This window comes from Leptospira perdikensis, assembly GCF_004769575.1.
GTDB lineage: Bacteria > Spirochaetota > Leptospiria > Leptospirales > Leptospiraceae > Leptospira_A > Leptospira_A perdikensis.
On the sequence record NZ_RQGA01000003.1, the window covers coordinates 648,484 to 667,619 of the forward strand.

Genomic DNA, 19,136 nt, shown 5'->3' on the forward strand with positions numbered 1-19,136 from the left:
TGTGGATTTAATTCGTAACCGATATTTACTTGTCCCGTTTCTAGTTGTATTCCTAACATTTTGTTTAGACAAACTATTACTCCTAGAGAACATACATACTTATTTTTCCAAGTCCCTTTCAGATATTAACTATATCCAAAAACATCAGTTATATGAAGATCTGAAGGTTTATTTATCTAAAAAAGATAGGGACAAAGTACTTGTTTACTTCGGGAACTCTAGAGCTCTTTTATTTGATAATGAATACATCCAAAAAAAATATCCAGGTTGGTTGATGTTTAATTTCTCCGTACCAGGAGGAAAACCAGATTATGTATTACAATGGATGGAGGAATTTCACAAAGACAAAGTAAAACCAGATTTCTTTTTGTTTGATCATTCTGTCGAAATGTACAACTCGACTGCGACATTAAAAGTGGATGAAACATTGACAAACGGACTCAACGTTTCCTTTGTATTAAAACATTTTTCCTTATTTTCAACCGATGATATCTCTACACTTATCGCAAAGCGGATGTTCCGTGCTTATCAATACCGTCCGAAGTTAGAAGTCATTCTTACAAGAGCAAAAAATAAAGAATCATTTTTGTTCCCTTACCGTGAATTGCGTAATAACCTTATGGAAAACTTAAATAGGGGAAAGGGTTCTGCCATGACACCGGGGACTCATCAGTCAGTACTCCCACCTGAGTTATTAAAAAAATCAGCGATTGGTGATTTCCATTCCTATTTGGTACCCTTCCAGTTTTCTGATCAAGTTTTGAGTTTTACAAACCAATCTTTGGAGTTAGCGAAAGAACTCGGTGTTCCATCTGCGGTGATTTGGGTTCGACTCTCTTTACCTTATATGGATCATATTAGAAATTTAAAAGTTTCTGTGGGAGGAGGAAAGACGGATACAGTGTATCACGACTGGTATCCGAGAATGGTAGAATATCATAAGCAGAATGGTGTGCCTTTCTGGAATATGAACGATGATCCAAACTATGCCTGCAACAATTTCAGTGATGCAGGCCACATGTCACCGACATGTTATGATGAGTATACCGATTTTATTTTTAAAAACTTACTTCAGTCTTTTGTAAAAGGTGCCCGGTAGAATTCTGTTCGATTCTGAACATCGTTGGGTGAAAGTTTTTCAGGATCTGTAGGATTAGGTTTTGTTGGATTTTGTGGTTGGGGTTTGGTATTGTTTTCTTTATCTACCGAATATCCATAATAATAACCATGAACAATCTCGACTACAGTCACTGGAGTGTCTGAGTGTACATTTTGAATTTCCACCGTGATCTCTTCTGGTGGAGCCAACAACTCAAAAACCCATTGTGTTTCTCCTTCAATCTTTTCTTTTCTTAAGATGGTTGGATTTTCATTTTGCCCGTTACCGGAATAAACAGTGAGAACCCACTCTTTCAATTTCCCATCAGTGGCCACACCAATGCCAATAGATTGAGGGGAAGCCTCTCCCGCTTTTAAATCAAATCGGATGGCACCACCTTTGGAAACGGCACCATAGAGTCTTTTTTTAGAAAGAGTAGGGTAGAGAGCCAAATCTTGAATTCTAGTTGTGACTTCCTTCACATTTTGGCTCAGAACGGATGGTTCGGAATGGATGGCCTGCATTGTGACAAATGCGATTCCAACCGAGGCAATCAAAGAGTATCTCATTCTCTTAATAGGACTAAAAAAAGGGATTCCTTACAAGCAAAAGAAAAAGAAATTACCGCGAACAATTTCGAAATTTAGTCAATTCCTGGAGTAGTGATTGGCGTTCATCAGGGTCTAGATTACTTCGATTTTTCGATTGGAGTTCCATTCGTTCGAAAGCAGGTCGAAATCGAGGGGCACAATTTGTACTAAAATAATGGTAAGCACTCACTCTGTCTGATTCATTTTCACTAATCAACTTATAGAACTCAAATACAGAATGGTTGTCTTCACTTGAGAAGTTTAGGATAACGTACGTTTTGTGACACTCACTTAATGTTAGGGCAGGCACCTTGGTATTTTTACAATTAACTGCCACGTCGGTTTCTAAAAATGCTAACATCTCTTCATATGTATAGTCCCGAAATGATTTGCCTTTTGGTATGGTTACTTTAGTTTTTTTGGACAAAGCCGTTTCTTTTGTCGTTGTATTTTGAATGGCAACAGTTTGAGATTCTTGTTTGGAATCTGTGGTATTATGTTTTGGTTCTTCTACTTGAACAAAATTAGTAACCACTTTTGGTTTCTGGTAAGGATTGGTGACAGTTAAGTCATAAGGTCCAGATTTTGCTTCTGTTGTATCTACTTTTAAATCAATCCGTTCTGGTGATTTTACTTCCTTACTCAGGATGGGAAGTGAATCCTCCTTTTTTGTCAGATCCACTTTGGTCGCTTCTAAAAAATGTTCCCCTTCAATGGTCACATTGGAAATTGTTTTTTCTGATTTGGATTCCGATTTGGGAAGAATGATGGGTTTTTCTTCTTCGATTACTACCTTTGGTGGTTCGGAAATGATCACTTCCAAATCTTTCCAGGCAGACCATACCGCTGGTTTTTTAAATAAGTTTAAAGGTGCTGTTCTAACTAGATAAACACCTGACGGAAGTTCTTCGATGGAATGGTAAGCTGTATCAATTTTTTTATCGATTACAATTTTACCAGATTTTTCTTTGATTTGGATTTGGTATCCACTGGCTTCGGGTATGGGTTTCCAGGCAATTAATTTGGTTCCGTCTTGTGCACCGATGGAAACAGAGACCAAACAAAAAAATAAAAAAAATCGTTTAGTGTTTAGTTTCATCGTTTCTCTTTATACAACCGTTTTGGTGAAATGAATTCAATGTCAGATGGTTTCAAAGATTTGAATTGGTCCAATGCCAAAATAAAACTTCCTTTTCTGGATAATAATAAATTGGAATCTTTATACACACTGAGATCCCAAGAAAAGGAACCTTCGTCCAGAAGACCCAAATCTTTTAAATTGTGTTTGGATTCTTTTGTTGTGATTTTATAGATCGCAATTTTTTTATCAGTCGTATGTTGGTATAAAACTAAATCGTATCTGTCTGGTGTAACCCCTGTAACTTTCCATTGGAAATCTAAACTTGTTTTCCCTTTCATTTGTACAATTGTCCCATTGGGTGACATCATTTCCAGTTTAGGTTCTTGTTTCGAATCGTTTGGCTCTTCTAATGGTTCTTGTTTTTTCTTTTTGTCGACTACCGTGAAACTAAGTAAACCTGATGATTCTGTTTCTTTTCCCTCTTTGGATTTGCCGGTGATATTCGCATAAAAAGTTCCTTTTCCCAATTGATTCCAATTAGGTACAAGAAAGTTGGAAGCAGTTTCTTCAGAGAAAACGATGGTTGCCATTTTGGGATCTTTTGCAATTTTTAATTGATAGGATTTTAATTCTGCATTTCCATCCCAGATCAAAATGGCCTGATTTTGTTTGATTTCATCAGAGGAGATTTCTGCTCCATTAGATGGTCGTAACCACTTTGGTGCAGGTACAGAATTTTGTTTTTTGATGTGAAAGGAAAGAGTTTGGCTCTCTCTATCTTTTGTATCTGGAAATGACGATTTAGCAACTACCTTCCAATAATAAGTACCTTCTTTTAAATCATCGAAAGAAATCTGGTTTGCTGTTGTTTCTAATTGTTTGATCGGATTTGTTAGTTTTGGAGAATTGGATACAATCAACTTATATAGGTTCGCTGTTGAAAGTTTAGTCCATGTGAGAGTGACCAGTGGATAGGTTTGGACAAAAGGAAAAGTGGTTCCTTGTTCTGGAGATTCGCCTTGAAAAGAATCCAATTTGGTTACAAAGAATTTATTGATTTCGCTAAATTCTGGATCGGTTCCCGATTTGTTTTTAACTTTTAATCGCCAATAGAAAGTTCCTTCTTTCAATCGAAAGTCGGCTTGATTTCCTTCCACTTTTTCATTGATTAGTGTCAACTGAAAGTTAGGTGATCTTGAGATCTCTAGGATTGGATTTTCGTATCCTGATTCTACTTTCCATTGGAAGTGAATCAACACATCTTCCGGTTCGGTGTAAAATAATTTTTGAGAAGCGGGTGCGAGGAGCACAACAGGTATTTTTTTGATTTCAATTCCTGTTTTTTTGAATTCTGCTTTTTTACCCTCTTCCACCGCCACGGACTTACCATCCTTTTGTTTGACAGTGGTTTTTCCTTTTTCTACAAATAGACTCAGTTCTCTTTCTTTGGAACGTTCAATTTTAACATTTCCCGAATCTACGTTAATTTCACTCCCGGAACTTGTGATTTTGATTTGGTTTGCTTGGGAATCATTCTTTTTAACTTCAAGAGAACCTTGAGTGAATTCAAGGTTTGGTTCTTCTCCCGTTAAATCTAAGTTAAACATTGAGTTTTCATCAATGTTAATTTCTGTTCCATCTTTCAATCGAATGAGTGCATCAGAAAATGCTTCTGAACGGATTGTGTCTTTATTGGTAAGTGGACTATTGTTTTCTAGTTTTTCCCAAATCACTTCATCTTCAAATTTTCTTTGAACAATATTGTTTTTAAAAAAGATCGTTCCGACAACTTCCCGATCTCCAATCCCAATTTTACGATTCAAATCCAAATAAAACAAAATCGAAAATAACAAAGCAACACTGAGTAGGGTAAATAGGACGAGACGATCTCGTTTGTCTAAATTCATTTTTTCCCCTTTTTGGTTACAGTGATTCCCACTAACTTCTGTAGTTCGCTCAAACTTTTGGGGTAGTTGGGGTCTGATTTTCGTCCAAGGACTGCGTAAACTTTTTGGGCTTTGGATTTTCCTTTTAGTTCAATTTCTCCCATACTGATGACATGGTAATCGGATTTAATTTCTTGGTAAGTGGATTCTGTGATGAGAATATCTGTATGGGTTTCTTTATTGAGTGATTCCACTCTGGAAGCAAGGTTCACAGAATCTCCAATTACAGTGTATTCCATTTTATCGGAACTTCCAATTTGTCCTGCAATCACATAACCTGTGTTGATTCCACATCCAATTTGGATGATCGGTTTTTTGACAGTCCCTCGTCCTTCGTTGAACTCGATGAGTTTGTCTCTCATACGGAGAGCTGCTTCTACAGAAGACTTGGCATGTTGTTTGGAATCACGGAGAGCTCCCCAAGTTGCCATGATGGCGTCACCGATAAACTTATCTACCGTTCCGCCTGTGTCTTGAACACATTTCACCATTTCAGTCATGTATTGATTTAAAAACTCTACAACCTCTTCTGGTTGTAACTTTTCTGAAATGGCAGTAAAACTCCTGATATCTGAGAAAAAGATCGTACAGTGTTTCCTTTGTCCACCTATGGATAGTTTTCCTTTAGCAGCAAGTTCCGCGATGTCTTGGTTGACAAACCGTCCAAAGGAATCTTTTAATTTTTCACGTTCCTCTAAACCACGCCCCATACTTACGAATGATTTGGTTAAAGTTCCAATTTCATCATGTGTTGTGGCATGAAGTTCAATATGATAATTTCCCCTTCGAATTTCTTCGGAAGCATCTACTAATTTTAATATGGGTGTTGATAGGGATTTTGCAAAAATATAAACGACGATAAAAGAAAGTGCCAAAGATACGATGAGTATATAAACATTTCGTTTTTGAATATTATTTACTTCTTCAAAAATTTTAGCTTCTCTAACTTCGGATATCACTCCCACACCACCAAGCCCCAATTTTTTGAAAGATCCAAGATAGGAAACACCATCTTTGGATTCATAACGGAATTGACCATTGTCTACAGTGGATTTTTTCATACGTTCCACAATAGGCAGATCGTTTAAATTGATTCCCGATAAAACTACTTTAGCATCTGGATGGGCGAGTACACTTCCATCTTCGCTGACAAGGAAGGTTTCTACTGGTCCCGACGTTTGGAAGGCATCTAAGAGACTGTCGAGTTTGACTAAGGTAACAAGGATGGTATGTGTGTCTTTGGATTCCGAAAGAGGAAAACTAAGACAAAGGATGGGATGGCGAAAATGTGGACTTGCATTCCAAATAACAGTCGTTCCGCTAAAGGCTTTTTTTAGTTTGGGTTGAATGGTTCGGAGTAATCCTCGGACCTCCGTTTTTTGATAGTCGTATTTTTGTAGGAACTCATCATTCAAAGCTTCAAATTTTGGATTCAAACTGACATCATAAGCACCAATTAAAAGAAAATTTTGATCTTCTTCAAACAACTCTTTGGCGATAGCGTTTACCGAGCCTGGACTTCGTAAGATGGCAGATGCTGTAATGTGCACATCTTGTTTCATCGAATGTAAGTCCGACTTTACTTTTAAGGAAAGGATTTCATTGATTTTGATGTTGTTTTCTTTAACACGAACCTCACTATCCTTTCTAAAAAAATAAGAAGCAAGAAAGATGATTCCCGACATGGAGATAAGTAAAACGATCGAGGTAATGAGTAGGAGTTTGTAGCGAATTGGAAACTGCAATTCTCCAGAGGATAGGGTATCCTTGGAAAAGAGGGAACGGAGTTTTAGCAATATCGTTTTCATATGGTTGGTACTTTTACCAAGTTCACAGAAAACGGTGCTAGAAAAAAAGTAAAATTGAAAGGGTAAACTATTTTTTTACTAAGGGCATGTCAAATTAATGTTATATGTTTCACGGAAAGGATATTCAGGAATCGAAAATGTAGTCTCTCGTACTACAGTGTCTGGATAACCGTCCTGTTTCGTCAGGTCTCCTAAACAAACCGCCTTATAAGTGCCTGGATTTAAGTATTTTATTTTAGCACCTTGTTTTGCTGGTGTTGCAGCAAGTGGCAAAACGTTTATAAATTCAGTTTCTTGGTATCGAAAGATGCCATAATAATGTAACAAAGAATTGTTACCACCGGAGATCGTAAGGCTTGATGCAGTTTCAGGATAAATCACCCGAGCCCTTGTCAATATATTTCCACCGGCATCCCCTTCCCCTTTGTGGTCATAAAAAACATCACTGACACCGACATAAGTTACCGTTGTCGAGCGACTGGTTAGATAAGAATGTAACATCAAGTTTTCTTTTAAGTTAATTCGCACTTCCAGAATGTAGGGATCGAAACCATCTCGAATTTGCATATCCGATTGGGTAGGAAGTTGCGAATAAAGAGTGGGGAACATTTTTGGTACAATTGTACTTTTTGCCGAGGAAGTTGTTCCCGCAACATAGTTGTTACGTGGGACAATGTTGAGTCCGTTGACGATTGGCCTATTGTCAAAACGACCCGTAACAGGAAGCCCAGCATCGAGTGCATATCCAGTTACAAGTGAACGAAAGTAAATCGCTGCATAATAATACTGTCGACCAAGCCAAGGTTGTCCTGTGGAGAGCGCTGTTTCCCAACTTTCTGTTTGGGAAGAGGGGTCATTAGAAGGGAACTGAGCTCCGATTCCATTAAAGAAATCAGATGCTTTCATAATCCCATTACTTTCCGTACAGGTATTGTTATCAAAAGAATAAGTTACCGTACAAAATACTTGTCTGTTAGGTGCAATATAGTCCCAAAATTTATTGGAATCCACTGTATCACGAATCTGTGTTAGTTCGTTCAATCCTTTCACGTATTTACTGGAGATTCGCACCTCTCCTATATCGAGAAAAATCGGGATGTTTCCTACTTTGGGTTGGTTGACAAGAGTCATAGTTGGGTCAAGGCCTTCCCCTTGGGCATCTATGTATAAATCTCCCGTTCCGTTATTGAGTTCACTCCAATCGAGAGGATTATCAGTTGCATAGGTTCCTTTTAGGAGTAATAACATACGATTGTTGAAGAGGGTCGAAACGACGGGCAGTTTCGATTCTTCTCCTAAATCCAATTTGGTTTTACAATCGATGAAAAGGAAAACATTGAGAAATAAAATGAGGACGGGAAGTAAGTGGGATTTCATATTAAAACAACACTCCAACGGTTAGACCGAAATAGAAAAAATCCACGTTCTGCAAAGTGTAATTGGCAGGATTTTGCAAACGCGGGTCATCATAAGGACTTGCAAGTGGATATCGGTATTCATTCGGAATATCCATATTTGTCTCAAATATCTTATAATAGTCCAATCTGACTCCAATCCGAATTCTACGACCAGCAATAAAACTAGCTTCTAACCCACCAAAGGCGGTCGGATTCCAGCGGGCGGTATCGGCAGGACGGGCCACCACATAGGCAGAACCACCACCCCCTTTCACAAAAAATTGGATGGGAAGTTCAATGGGAATTTTATAAGCTAAAGCGGCATAGAGGGGCATGGCTGTGAGAGCCCGTTCTGATCTAGACAAAAATACAGCATAAGAACCACCGATTTCTGTATAAAAAATCCAAGGCCAAGGCATTCGGGCATAAAATCCTCCGCCGAGTGTAGTGTCCAAAATGCGAACGGTAGGTGTTCCAGGCATTGGGTTTGCGGCCCCAACCCATCCCCCAATTTCATACCTTCGTTTGTTGTATTCCTCTAAGGTTTGTGCGGAAAGAAGACCGGAAAATAGAGTGAGTGCTAGAAAAAGGCTAAGGAAGAGTGATTTTATACAATTCATGAATTTCCGGATAATCTTCGTAATATGCGCGGACAAAATAGAGTCCGTCCGGCGGGAGGGTGATCCCTGCAATCGTACGGTTCTTCTCTTCCAAAATGGAGCCGATGGATCTAGATTTCCAACGTCCCTTTCCAATGTCTAGTAAAGTTCCGACAGTAATACGAACCATATTGTGCATAAATCCATTGGCACGAATTCGGATTTGGATCCAATCGGATGTCAATCGTTCCAAACGAATGTCAAAGATATTCCTAATGGCACGTTTTCCGGCCATTGACTTTGCTTTGGTAAGAGAACGAAAGTCCTTCTCACCAATGAGATTTTTTAGTTGGTTTTCTACAAAATCCCAATCAACAGGGTGTTTCTCCCAATAGGCTCTCCCTTCTACAAAACTACTTTCATATTTGCTATAATAGATTTTGTAGATGTATTCTCTTCCTGTGCAACTAAATCGCGAATGGAACTCTTTGGGAACTTCGACAATGTTTTTTACCGAAACCCCTTTTTTGGTGAGTGCATTCACAGACACCAGGAATTTGTGAAAGTTCGGAATGGGGGATTCTGTTTTGAAATTACACACCATGCCCAATGCATGGACACCGGTATCTGTTCTTCCTGCGACTGACAAAGGTGATGCGGGATTTTTGTTTAAAATAATGGCAAGAGCAGATTCAATGGAGGATTGAACCGTGGGAATGTCTTTTTGTTTCTGCCAACCGTAAAAATGATTACCGTCGTATTCGACGAGAAGAGCGTAGTTGGGCAAACCCTTACTTCTCGCCTCCCATTGCCTCAAGGATAGCATTGTATTCATCATACAACTCACGAGTCATTTCTACAATGGGGCCTGGTTTTCCTTTGGAAGCTTTTCCTGAACCATATAATCTTGCGAGTGTTCGTTTGGCACGAGATAAAAGTAAAACTTGGTCTTCTGGTTTTGGTGCCATTTGGTCTTTGAACTTTTTGGTTAGGAACGCATTTAAATAAATAACACCATCAAATCCCCAGTTGTTATCGGTATCGGGTCCGAGCATTCCTGCGGCTTGGTCTACAGGTTCGTTTCCATTTTGCATGAGCTCTAACGTAAAGCCGTAGATAACAGCTGCTTTTTGGTAGAGTAAGTCTCTAATTTTATCATAACCGATATGTGGAAACTCTTCGTGTAAGTCAGAAAAATACCATGCAGCACGAATGGCACAAACTGCTTTTTTAGGAGTGGGAGCTACACTCGCACCACGGAGTTGGTAACAGTCCATTCCAAGTAAGTAAGAAGCAGCACCTAACACAATTTGGCGATCTCCGGTAAAATCAAGAGGTCCTAGGATTTTTTCAATATAGGCTCTACGGCTATCAGTGGCCATTCGGATGGCTTCGTTATCGGCTGGGTTTAGAGAGTTCCAATCTTTCGGGAAAGAAGAGTAAAGACAACGAGGACAAACGGACATGACATAATCCAGAGGACTGACGCGACCAAATTTTCGATTTTTTTCATACAATCGACGTAAATCCTGAGCCAACTTACCGGCGATGAGTCGTCCCCCTCCCTGGAACATTTGTTCCTTTTGGTGATTTTCATCACAAATCGGGCAGACTGTGGACTCTTTGGCGCGAAAAGATACTTTTTTGGACTGGGCTGCGGCTAGGGACATAGGAAAAATCTAGGAAAAGGCTCAATTTTAAAATACAATCTGTCAATCCAATATCAGAAATCTCCGATAATACTCACAGGGGCCACCCCGAAATTACTTGTAAGATTCTTCGAAGGAAGGAAAGTACGGAAACGGAATGAACGGCAGAGCAATGAAACAATCCCTTCTTATTCTCATGACGAGTCTCGTTGTGCAGGCACCTATGTTTGCAGAATCGGTCTCTAGTAAATCATACCACAAACGAATTGAACTTCTAACATACTTACGTGAGTTAGAACCTGTCGTTAAAAATTTCCGTGGGGAAGATCCGGAAGGAAAACCAACGGAATTAAATGCACCGGAAGGGAAAGAAGGCTTTCGTATGAAGAAATACAACGAAGCCAAACGAATTTACCAAGAAGGTTTACAATACCATTTCGAAGGTAATTATTCTTCCGCTTATCAACGTTTTCTCGAGTGCCAATTGGGAATCGAAAAGATGACTGAGGAACTTTCTCAACTCTACATTTTACGTGCAGAAGAGATGATGAAAACGGCTATGGAAAGAAAAAATCCAAACAATCATATGGATAAAGCTCTTCTTGATATTTCTATTGAATATGGAAAAGGTTCTTACTTTCGCCAAGATGTAATGGACATTCCAAGAGAAGCTCCCTTTTCACGTCGTATGTATGATCCAAAAGAAGCTCATTACAGTTATAACAAATACGATATTGAGAAAAACTTAGAGTTGGGTTATAAACATTTAGGTCTTGCAAAAGAAGCTAGAGCTAATGCTTTGAAAGTTGAAAAGAATTTGGAGAAACACCAAAAGTTACAACCTAATCATAGAAAGTATCGAATTGATTTATATTTTGGTGCGATTAACTTAGCTCGTGATTCTAAGGCAAATGCAATTAACATCTATAAGTTAAAATATCCATATGACAACTATTACCTAAACAATTCCCAAGCAAAATCAGAAACTCTTAAAGATGAAAATGGTGCGCCTGTGGAAGGACAACCGGTAAAGGTCGACGGTGTTACTTACGATTTTACAAAAAATCCTTACATCAAGTATGATAATCGTATGCAAGCTATGTTTGATGTTCGTGTTCCCGAAGACTACCGCGTGGACCATGCTGACGTGAGAGGTCGGGTGTATGATTTGGATTCCAACAATATGGTGTTCATGAAATACGACCAAGAACGCAAAAAAGCTTTGAATGTCCCAGCAAAACCTGCGGCAGGATCCACTTCCAACCCGCAACAATAAGAAACGTTAACTAACACCGTTTCCAAATGAATGAGCCCAAGAATTTTCTTGGGCTTTTTTATTTCCATAGAATGACCTCTTTTGTCTAATTGTTGCTATGGCGAAAATTCCGGTCGTTGACGATCTTATTAAGAAAAATTTACATGGACTGAGTGTCCACTACGGGCGTTTGGTGATGAAGGTTTACTTAAGAATCACCCTTCTTGTTTTTGGGAAAGCAAGCCCCTATTTGATTAGAGGAATATATCGTTCACTCACTGGTAACAAAGAGGCACGAGTACGTGAGTTTTTAGAAGGAACTAAAATTTGGGCAGAAGATGTTCTAAATATTACAAAAACCAAACTCATCGTATTTAATGAAATAAACGTTCCTGAAAAAGGACATATGATATTTTTAAATCATGTCAATGAAATGGATTTTCCTTATGATTGTTATGTGATTCGTAAACCTTTTTTGGCAAATCAAGTCATCAAAAAAGCATGGTTTGCCTATTGGTGGATGGTGGCTATGGGTTCGCAAGTGTTTGATAATTCAAAAGCCATGTCTGTCGCTGTTTCTGTAAAAAACCTAATCGAAGGTTTGAAAACTACTTCATATATTGTATACCCGGAAGGAAAAAATACTTATTCGGAAGAAATCATTCCGTTGAAAAAAGGGATGGTGAAAATTGCCTTTGATCAAAAAATTCCTGTTTTTGTTGCTTTGAAGTCGGGACTTACCACTTACCAAGAATATCAAAAAGGAAACGTAGTTGGATATTTGGGTTTGGGTGTACACGACCCTACAGATTTTTCTTCTTGGGAAGAATTCCAAACTTATCTAAATAATTTGATGCAGACCAAGAAGCAAGAGTTAGATGCTATGACTGAAGCAGAAAGAGTTAAACTTTCGTCGGTTTAGGCATTCGATCTTACTTCTTTTTCCCATAGTTCTAAGAATCGAATTTGTTCGAGTGATTCCACTGCTCGTTCACTTCTCGATTCCCTGATTTTCTGGATGGCAGAGTCTGCCTCTAAACCGTGTTTCCAAATTAAATAAGCTGCGGCCACAGTTCCTGAACGGCCAAGCCCTCCCACACAATGGATGAGGACCTTGTGGTTTTTAGAAAGCGCATCGTCCATCCATTTTAAAGTTTCTTTCATCTGAGCGAGGCTTGGAACTCTTTGATCCAAAATTGGAACCTGTTTTTGTTGAATTTTACTTTGAGCCAATTCTGATTTTAGATCCGTAACACCATAATCAACATACTCTTGTTCTGTGATGAGACTAAGGACGTGAGAAATCCCTTCTTTTTGTATGGTGTTTAAGTCATCAGCCAAAACTCGGGCTCTATCTTTTCTTCCAGGAAGGATGGTGAGTCCAATCCGATTGATGCCATCCGTTTCTGAACTGGATATGGGTTTTAAATAATCGATCCGTAATACTTTGGAACGTTTGATAAAGTCTTTAATTTTGACGATGAGTTTGGAACCGACATAAAGAGCCCATTTCCTTTGCCATTCGTTACTTTCATCAAAAGATAAAGTGTGCATCGCATATCGCAAGGCGCCTACATGCATTTGATACGGATCTCTATCTAGTTTCACCAAACGTGGATAATAGGATCTTAATTTGGCAATGACTCTATAGGCTTTTTTTAGTTTTTCATTTTTTATAAAATCGGGAGGTTCTAGGTCGAGTTCGATTCCTAAATCTTCCCTGTTATGTAAATAATCGGTAAGTTCAACTCCTTCTTTCCATTCTGATTCCGATTCAATTTTACAAAAAATAAATAGAATATCATTTTCTAGTTTTAGTAAATCTCGAATGATATGGCCTCTATGGGTGTGAAAAAAATCAATCATCCAAACATTTTCTTGCCCATCAATAATGATATTGGCCCCATTCAAATCTCCATGTATGTAAGATGTATTATGTGTGATGGCATTGTATTCTTTGAGTTCTAATAAATCCCTTTCATAGAAGATACAAGGATTGGGTACCAAATATCCTGGAACAATTTCTATTTCAGAGTGATTTTGTGGGTTTCCTAGAAGTGATTCCACTCGGGATCGAACGGATTTGGCGTATTTCGGTTGGAAGTCGTAATATTCTAATAAATTGAGTTTTTCTGTGGAGGTTGCTTCAAACAAACGACCCAGTTGTTCACCAAACACAGTGTCGATGATTCGGTCGAGGCCCGTTCCATCAGGCATAGAACCATATACCTTTTGAAAGGTTCTGACATTCCCATCTAACATAGCTGCATAACGGTATTTGATGGCTCCTCTGTTTTCTAATTCACAAAAATCTACTATGGAGGGGGCATTGTTTCCTAGAACTTCTTGGATTCTTTCAAAAGCCGTTCTTTCTTTTGCAATGAGATCTCTTTCTCCAATTTTAACAACACAAGGAACTTGTAAATGGCCCAAGTGGTCAGTGGATTTGGATTTTAAAACTACGTTTCCAGAAAATCCACCATCTAAGGTTTTGAATTCTACCTCTTTACAATCTCTGAAGAGATAGAGTAGAATTTGATTGTCTGTTTTGGAGATGGGGTATTTTGGATCTAACTTTAGTTTGTCGCTTGAGATACGCGCATTTGTAGAAATTCTTTTTTCTAAATTGGGTTGGCTTCCGGTTAAAAATTCGGTAAAGGCTCCTATGGAAGAAAACACCTTCACTCCTAAAATTTGTTTCAATTGGTCAAGAGCAATGAAATGCATGGAGAGAGAGGAACTTGCAGTCAGAGCTGAACAAACTCCGATTTCAAATTCGGGGTATCTTGTTTTTAAATCATAAGCAAGGAAGGTGACTTTGGCTTCGGTCCAAACTCCCGTAATCCCTACCTTGATGGATTTTCCTTTGTAAGGTGCTAAAACTTTTTCTAAATTGGTATCTACAAAATCATTCAGTCCTGAAGCATTCACAACTTCTGCTCGTTTTGGATTTTCATCGATCCATTTTTGAAATACAAATTCCGCACCTTTAGTGTCTTTTAAACAATGATCACCAAACTGTATTAGGTGGTCTTCTTGTGATTTGTTTTTGGAATCATGCCAATCGCGAATATGAATGAGTTTTAAATGATTGGGGTCTGTTTCATAAGCCCAATCCAAAAGGGAAAATACCGGACCTTCTTCCATCATTTCTCCCAAAAGTCGATTGGCTTCCTGATACCCAATGTGTAAGGAATTGGGGAGTGGATCATATTTATCAAGGAGAGCTGCGAAGTCATTTTGAAGGCATTGGGTGAAGAGAATGGCTGATTCCGAATTCATGGACAAAAGGATTGACAGGTTGGAAAATAAATCTAGAATTTATTTCTTAAAAATAGGAGTACGTATGAAGAAGTTGATTGTTTTGTTATTTGGAATTTTGTTCAGTTCGACTCTATTTGCAGGAGAAGTGGGATCTGATTGTACTTTTAAAGGAAAAAAATTGGCAGGAAAGGTTCAGTTTGTGACAAGTTTTCCTGATTTCAAAGTTCAGGTCGTAGATAGTTTTCCCGATCTCAAAGTACAAAAGGTAAGTAGTTTTCCTTCCGACTGCGGTAAGTGGCAAGAAGTTAGTTCCTTCCCCGATCTCAAAGTCCAAATTGTGACTAGTTTTCCAGACTTCAAAGTCAAGTATGTAGATTCATTTCCTGGTGTACCGTAGAGAACCTTCCAAAGGATAAACTGCATTACGATTCATTAATTCTAAAGATAAATTGAAGAAAGCTCTTGCTTTCACTGTTTGGTGGAAGCAGTTCTTTCTGTTCGGATTACAAACTGGATCCTCTGCATAGGGTGGAACCATTTGGAAAATAAATTGAGTGTCACCATCCACACTTTGGTAGAGAATTTTTTCTTCATCAATCCAACCACAGGCACTTCCATAAGCAAAATAGGTGCTCCCTGACTTCAAACCTGGAGCTCGCATATCCTTGCCAAATCCGGCAAAGTAAGTTTCTTTTCCTACCACACCTAAAATGGTGGGAAGTACGTCGAGTTGGGAGGAAATTCTTTCATCTAACATTGGTTTTATGTATTTTGGTGCATACAATAAAAACGGAACCATTCTGTCTTCATAATAAGATAGATATCGGTGATGGGTATGATCACCCACAAATACAAACAAGGTATCTTCAAAATAATTTCTTTTTTGAACTTCTTTCATAAATACTTCCAAAGCCGCATCGGCATAATGGTAGGTATTGAGGTAATCAAAATCGGTTACATTCGGATCATAAATTTCATACTTCGAGTTTGGCACCTTGTATGGGTAATGTGTTGTCATTGTAAGAATGGTCATAAGAAAGGGTTTGTTTTCTTTTTGGTAGGAGTCCATTTCTTCCAATGCTTTGGAGTAAAGGTGTTCATCATCGTAACCCCAAGCCCCAATTTTATATTTTCCCGCTTTATGAAAGTCTTCCTTCCCAATTAAAGTTTGGAATCCGAAATGTGGTAGAATGGTGGCCAAACTATCGAATTTTAAATCATCACCTGTAATGAAACTAGTTTGGTATCCAAACCCAGAAAATAAATTTCCGATCGCAGAAAAGTTACTTAAGATTTGTGGGGTACGAATGGCCGTAAGACCCGGTCTATCAGGTACACTTGTGAGAACAGAAAGTAATGCATTACTCGTTCTACCACCGTTCGCATAAAATTTTCGAAAACTATGACCTTTTTTCGCCAAATTATTGTAATATGGTGTGACTTCCTTACCCAACCAAATTCCATTAGAGACAGGCCAAACATATTTTCCTGTCCAAGATTCTTGAATGACAAGAACGACATTGATTGATTTTCTTCCAGGAATTGTTTTTATTTTTCGAACGAGTGGAAATTCGGGATCATCTACAAATTCGGCACCATTGTATTCAATTTCCTTTCGAACCACGGCCAACATATCTTCCTCTTTCATTTTTAGATGTTTGGGAATGGCCTGGCTTTTGAAATCGTTGATGGTTGTGTAAATTCCATTTAACGCTAGTTGGTTGATTAGGGCGTCATCTGATATGATCGCTTCGCTGGCACGAAGTGGAGATTCTTGTGGACCACCCCTAAGTCCAATGAAGAAAAAAAGAATCCAAATCGTAGCTTTAATGGTTTTAGATCGTAGTGATTCCTTTTCGTTCACTTGATCTGTGATTTTTTGTTTCTGAAACCAATGCTGAATCCCTACAATATAAACTATGATAAAGATTAAAAAAAATAAGATTTTGAAAGGAGCTTCTTTGAAGGCAGAAGAAACTAGAACATCCAAATCTCCAAGAAACACAATGGCTTCGTATCCAATATGTTTGTTTGCATTTTCAAAATACAATAAATCGGCAAACAAATGGATCAAACAGATTGGATAAAGAACAAGAGGGGTTATGATCCAAAAATAACGATACACCTTCAGTTTTGATGCCCCATTCCAAAGAGAAAGTAAATAAAATCCAACTAACAAAATAGATATGGTAACCCAATCAAATCGGAATCCAATCAGGAAAGCTTTGAGTAAAACCAAAACGGGAAACTCTTCTAAACGATAAGAGTAAACAATGAAAAATAAAATGCGGTGGAGGAATAGGGTTAAAAAACCCAAAGAAAAATAAGTTAGAAAGATTCGATCTGAAAACTTAAAATTGGGAAACTGTTTCACCATAAAAAAAGAATTGGTTAAGGATGGAGACGGTCAATGAAGTTACGATCTTTCAGTTGATTTATTTTCGTATCCCTTTAATTTTGATCCTACTCATATGAAGCCGATCCAAAAAATACTCATCGCTAACCGTGGCGAAATTGCCGTACGTGTCATTCGCACTGCAAAAAGAATGGGAATCAAAACGGTTGCGGTTTATTCCGATCCAGATGCACAAAGCCTATTTGTCCAGTCTGCAGACGAGGCGTTTTCACTTGGAGGAACGGATGCTCGTTCTTCCTATTTAAATGTAGAGAAGGTCATTCGCGCCTGTTTGGAAACAGGAGCAGATGCCGTTCACCCAGGGTATGGATTTTTATCTGAAAATACAGATTTTGCTACAAAATTAGAAAAACACGGGATTCGATTCATTGGTCCAAAACCTCACTCGATTGAAGCTATGGGTGATAAGATCGGATCACGCCTGTTAGTTGCTAAAAGTGGTGTTCCTGTTGTACCTGGATACGAAGGTGCCTCTCAAGAAATTTCAGTATTCAAAATAGAAGCAGAAAAAATTGGATATCCCATTATGGCAAAAGCCAGTGCCGGTGGTGGGGGAAAGGGAATGCGCCGGATCAACTCAGCAGAAGAATTAGAACCAGGAATTCTTTCTGCAAAACGGGAGGCATTGTCCGCATTTGGTGACGATCGTATCCTCTTGGAAAAATACATTACAAACCCGCGTCATGTGGAGTTTCAAATCTTTGGAGATACGAAAGGAAATATCATTCATTTACATGAAAGGGATTGTTCCTTACAAAGACGCCATCAAAAGGTAGTTGAAGAAACACCAGCTCCTAGATACTCCGCAGAACTAAAATCTAAAATGTCTGAAGCGGCCGTGATGGCGGGCAAATCAGTTCAATACGAAGGTGCAGGAACCGTAGAATTTATATTAGGTGAGTCTGGTGAGTTTTATTTCTTAGAGATGAACACTCGTTTGCAAGTGGAACATCCTGTGACAGAAATGACAACCGGTCTTGATTTGGTAGAGTGGCAAATTCGGGTTTGCCAAGGAGAAACATTACCAGAAATCAAAACCCCTCCTCAAAAAGGACATGCGTTGGAAGTCCGAATTTATGCAGAAGATCCAAAGGAAGGTTTTTTACCTTCTACAGGAAAAATCCACCATCTATCCTTTCCCACTAGAGATTATTTAAGAATTGATTCTGGTGTGGTTTCCGGATCTGAAATTACCATGTTTTATGATCCAATGATAGCCAAAATGATTGTATGGGGTGAAGATAGAATCACTGCGATTCACCGCCTAATTGAATGTTTATCGGAGACAATTGTGTTTGGTCCAAAAACAAATTTGCAATTTTTACAAAGGCTTGTTTCTGCGAAAGAGTTTGCAGACGGAAAAGTATCAACACATTTTATTGCAGACAATGAACCGGAACTTTTGTCAGACAATACTAAAGAAGATTTAAAATTAGCGCTTGCAGGCACCTTTTTTACTTCCAAACAACCAATTGACCCTTGGATCAAGGAAACAACCTAACATGGATTATTTATTTGAAACAAAGTCTGGCCCCGCTTCTGTTTTTGTAAGTGGCTCTTCTGTGCGTGTTCGTTTAGGAAAGGAAACTTCTTTTTTTCCTTTAGAAGATTTAGTGGAAGGAGAACCATACAATTCCGATACAAGTTCATTACAATCTGTGTTCATGAAAGATGGATCTGTATTACAATATCTTAAAGTAAGAAACGAGATCTTTCTTCATTGGAAGGGTGAAATTTGGAGTGGGAAACTCGCCGAACGGCAGTATGAAGGTGCAGGCCAAACCTCTCCGGAAATCAAAAGCCCTATGCCAGGAAAAGTAGTGCAAATCTCTACCGAAGTGGGAAAGGAACACAAACAAGGTGAAAGCCTCCTCATTCTGGAAGCGATGAAAATGGAGAACGCTGTTAAGGCTCCTTATTCATGTCGTGTAGAAGAAATTCGAAAATCACAAGGGGACCTAGTCCAACAAGACGAAGTGCTTATCATTTTACACAGAATCGAACCGGAAAAAACATAATTCTGCGAATCTAT

At 38.6% G+C, this 19,136-nt stretch carries 16 protein-coding genes; 6 read left to right on the forward strand and 10 right to left on the reverse strand.

Annotated features, from left to right (window positions below; translation table 11 throughout):
- Position 1: 1 nt before the first annotated feature.
- On the forward strand, positions 2-1,099 hold the full coding sequence (locus tag EHQ49_RS04415; protein WP_135576720.1) for a DUF1574 domain-containing protein: 1,098 nt from the start codon (positions 2-4) through the stop codon (positions 1,097-1,099).
- Here the strand turns inward: EHQ49_RS04415 and EHQ49_RS04420 are convergent.
- The 8 genes from EHQ49_RS04420 to EHQ49_RS04455 form a co-directional block, all read right to left on the reverse strand.
- Positions 1,072-1,668 (reverse strand): hypothetical protein, encoded by a 597-nt coding sequence (locus tag EHQ49_RS04420; RefSeq protein ID WP_244241341.1) that lies wholly within the window; start codon positions 1,666-1,668, stop codon positions 1,072-1,074. The genes EHQ49_RS04415 and EHQ49_RS04420 overlap by 28 nt on opposite strands.
- 52 nt (positions 1,669-1,720) lie before the next feature.
- Complete coding sequence (locus EHQ49_RS04425; RefSeq protein WP_135576722.1) at positions 1,721-2,788, reverse strand: hypothetical protein; 1,068 nt, start codon at positions 2,786-2,788, stop codon at positions 1,721-1,723.
- Positions 2,785-4,677 carry a FecR domain-containing protein gene (locus EHQ49_RS04430; RefSeq protein WP_135576724.1) on the reverse strand — a complete coding sequence of 631 codons (1,893 nt, stop codon included), beginning with the start codon at positions 4,675-4,677 and terminating at the stop codon, positions 2,785-2,787. Before EHQ49_RS04430 ends, EHQ49_RS04425 begins: the two co-directional genes overlap by 4 nt.
- Positions 4,674-6,524 (reverse strand): adenylate/guanylate cyclase domain-containing protein, encoded by a 1,851-nt coding sequence (locus EHQ49_RS04435; protein WP_135576726.1) that lies wholly within the window; start codon positions 6,522-6,524, stop codon positions 4,674-4,676. The genes EHQ49_RS04430 and EHQ49_RS04435 overlap by 4 nt, the downstream gene beginning before the upstream one ends.
- A gap of 78 nt (positions 6,525-6,602) precedes the next feature.
- Complete coding sequence (locus EHQ49_RS04440) at positions 6,603-7,901, reverse strand: LIC11270 family surface protein (RefSeq protein WP_135576728.1); 1,299 nt, start codon at positions 7,899-7,901, stop codon at positions 6,603-6,605.
- Position 7,902: 1 nt separating this feature from the next.
- A complete protein-coding gene (locus EHQ49_RS04445; protein WP_135576730.1) occupies positions 7,903-8,541 on the reverse strand; it encodes a hypothetical protein in 639 nt (212 codons plus the stop codon).
- A complete protein-coding gene (gene truA, locus EHQ49_RS04450; protein ID WP_135576732.1) occupies positions 8,513-9,307 on the reverse strand; it encodes a tRNA pseudouridine(38-40) synthase TruA in 795 nt (264 codons plus the stop codon). The genes EHQ49_RS04445 and truA overlap by 29 nt, the downstream gene beginning before the upstream one ends.
- A gap of 4 nt (positions 9,308-9,311) precedes the next feature.
- Positions 9,312-10,190 (reverse strand): DUF2225 domain-containing protein, encoded by an 879-nt coding sequence (locus EHQ49_RS04455; protein ID WP_135576734.1) that lies wholly within the window; start codon positions 10,188-10,190, stop codon positions 9,312-9,314.
- 136 nt (positions 10,191-10,326) lie between these two features.
- Between EHQ49_RS04455 and EHQ49_RS04460 the strand changes: the two genes are divergently transcribed.
- Both EHQ49_RS04460 and EHQ49_RS04465 read left to right on the forward strand, forming a co-directional pair.
- Positions 10,327-11,445 (forward strand): LIC11274 family protein, encoded by a 1,119-nt coding sequence (locus EHQ49_RS04460; protein WP_135576736.1) that lies wholly within the window; start codon positions 10,327-10,329, stop codon positions 11,443-11,445.
- A 175-nt stretch (positions 11,446-11,620) separates the two neighbouring features.
- Positions 11,621-12,346, forward strand: coding sequence for a lysophospholipid acyltransferase family protein (locus EHQ49_RS04465; RefSeq protein WP_244241388.1), 726 nt, complete (start codon positions 11,621-11,623; stop codon positions 12,344-12,346).
- On the opposite strand, the gene EHQ49_RS04470 is transcribed toward EHQ49_RS04465, so the two are convergent.
- Positions 12,343-14,706 (reverse strand): dual specificity protein phosphatase family protein, encoded by a 2,364-nt coding sequence (locus EHQ49_RS04470; protein ID WP_135576740.1) that lies wholly within the window; start codon positions 14,704-14,706, stop codon positions 12,343-12,345. The genes EHQ49_RS04465 and EHQ49_RS04470 overlap by 4 nt on opposite strands.
- 64 nt (positions 14,707-14,770) lie before the next feature.
- On the opposite strand from EHQ49_RS04470, the gene EHQ49_RS04475 reads away from it, so the two are divergent.
- Positions 14,771-15,085 carry a 7(1) septoil knot domain-containing protein gene (locus tag EHQ49_RS04475; RefSeq protein ID WP_135576742.1) on the forward strand — a complete coding sequence of 105 codons (315 nt, stop codon included), beginning with the start codon at positions 14,771-14,773 and terminating at the stop codon, positions 15,083-15,085.
- Here EHQ49_RS04475 and EHQ49_RS04480 read toward each other — a convergent pair.
- Positions 15,065-17,065 carry an LTA synthase family protein gene (locus tag EHQ49_RS04480; protein WP_135576744.1) on the reverse strand — a complete coding sequence of 667 codons (2,001 nt, stop codon included), beginning with the start codon at positions 17,063-17,065 and terminating at the stop codon, positions 15,065-15,067. The two genes, EHQ49_RS04475 and EHQ49_RS04480, sit on opposite strands and share 21 nt — an antisense overlap.
- Before the next feature lie 94 nt (positions 17,066-17,159).
- Between EHQ49_RS04480 and EHQ49_RS04485 the strand changes: the two genes are divergently transcribed.
- Both EHQ49_RS04485 and EHQ49_RS04490 read left to right on the forward strand, forming a co-directional pair.
- The gene (locus EHQ49_RS04485) at positions 17,160-18,605 is read left to right on the forward strand and encodes an acetyl-CoA carboxylase biotin carboxylase subunit (protein ID WP_135576747.1); all 1,446 of its coding nucleotides are present in this window, start codon (positions 17,160-17,162) and stop codon (positions 18,603-18,605) included.
- Position 18,606: 1 nt separating this feature from the next.
- The gene (locus EHQ49_RS04490) at positions 18,607-19,122 is read left to right on the forward strand and encodes an acyl-CoA carboxylase biotin carboxyl carrier protein subunit (RefSeq protein WP_135576749.1); all 516 of its coding nucleotides are present in this window, start codon (positions 18,607-18,609) and stop codon (positions 19,120-19,122) included.
- Positions 19,123-19,136: the final 14 nt, after the last annotated feature.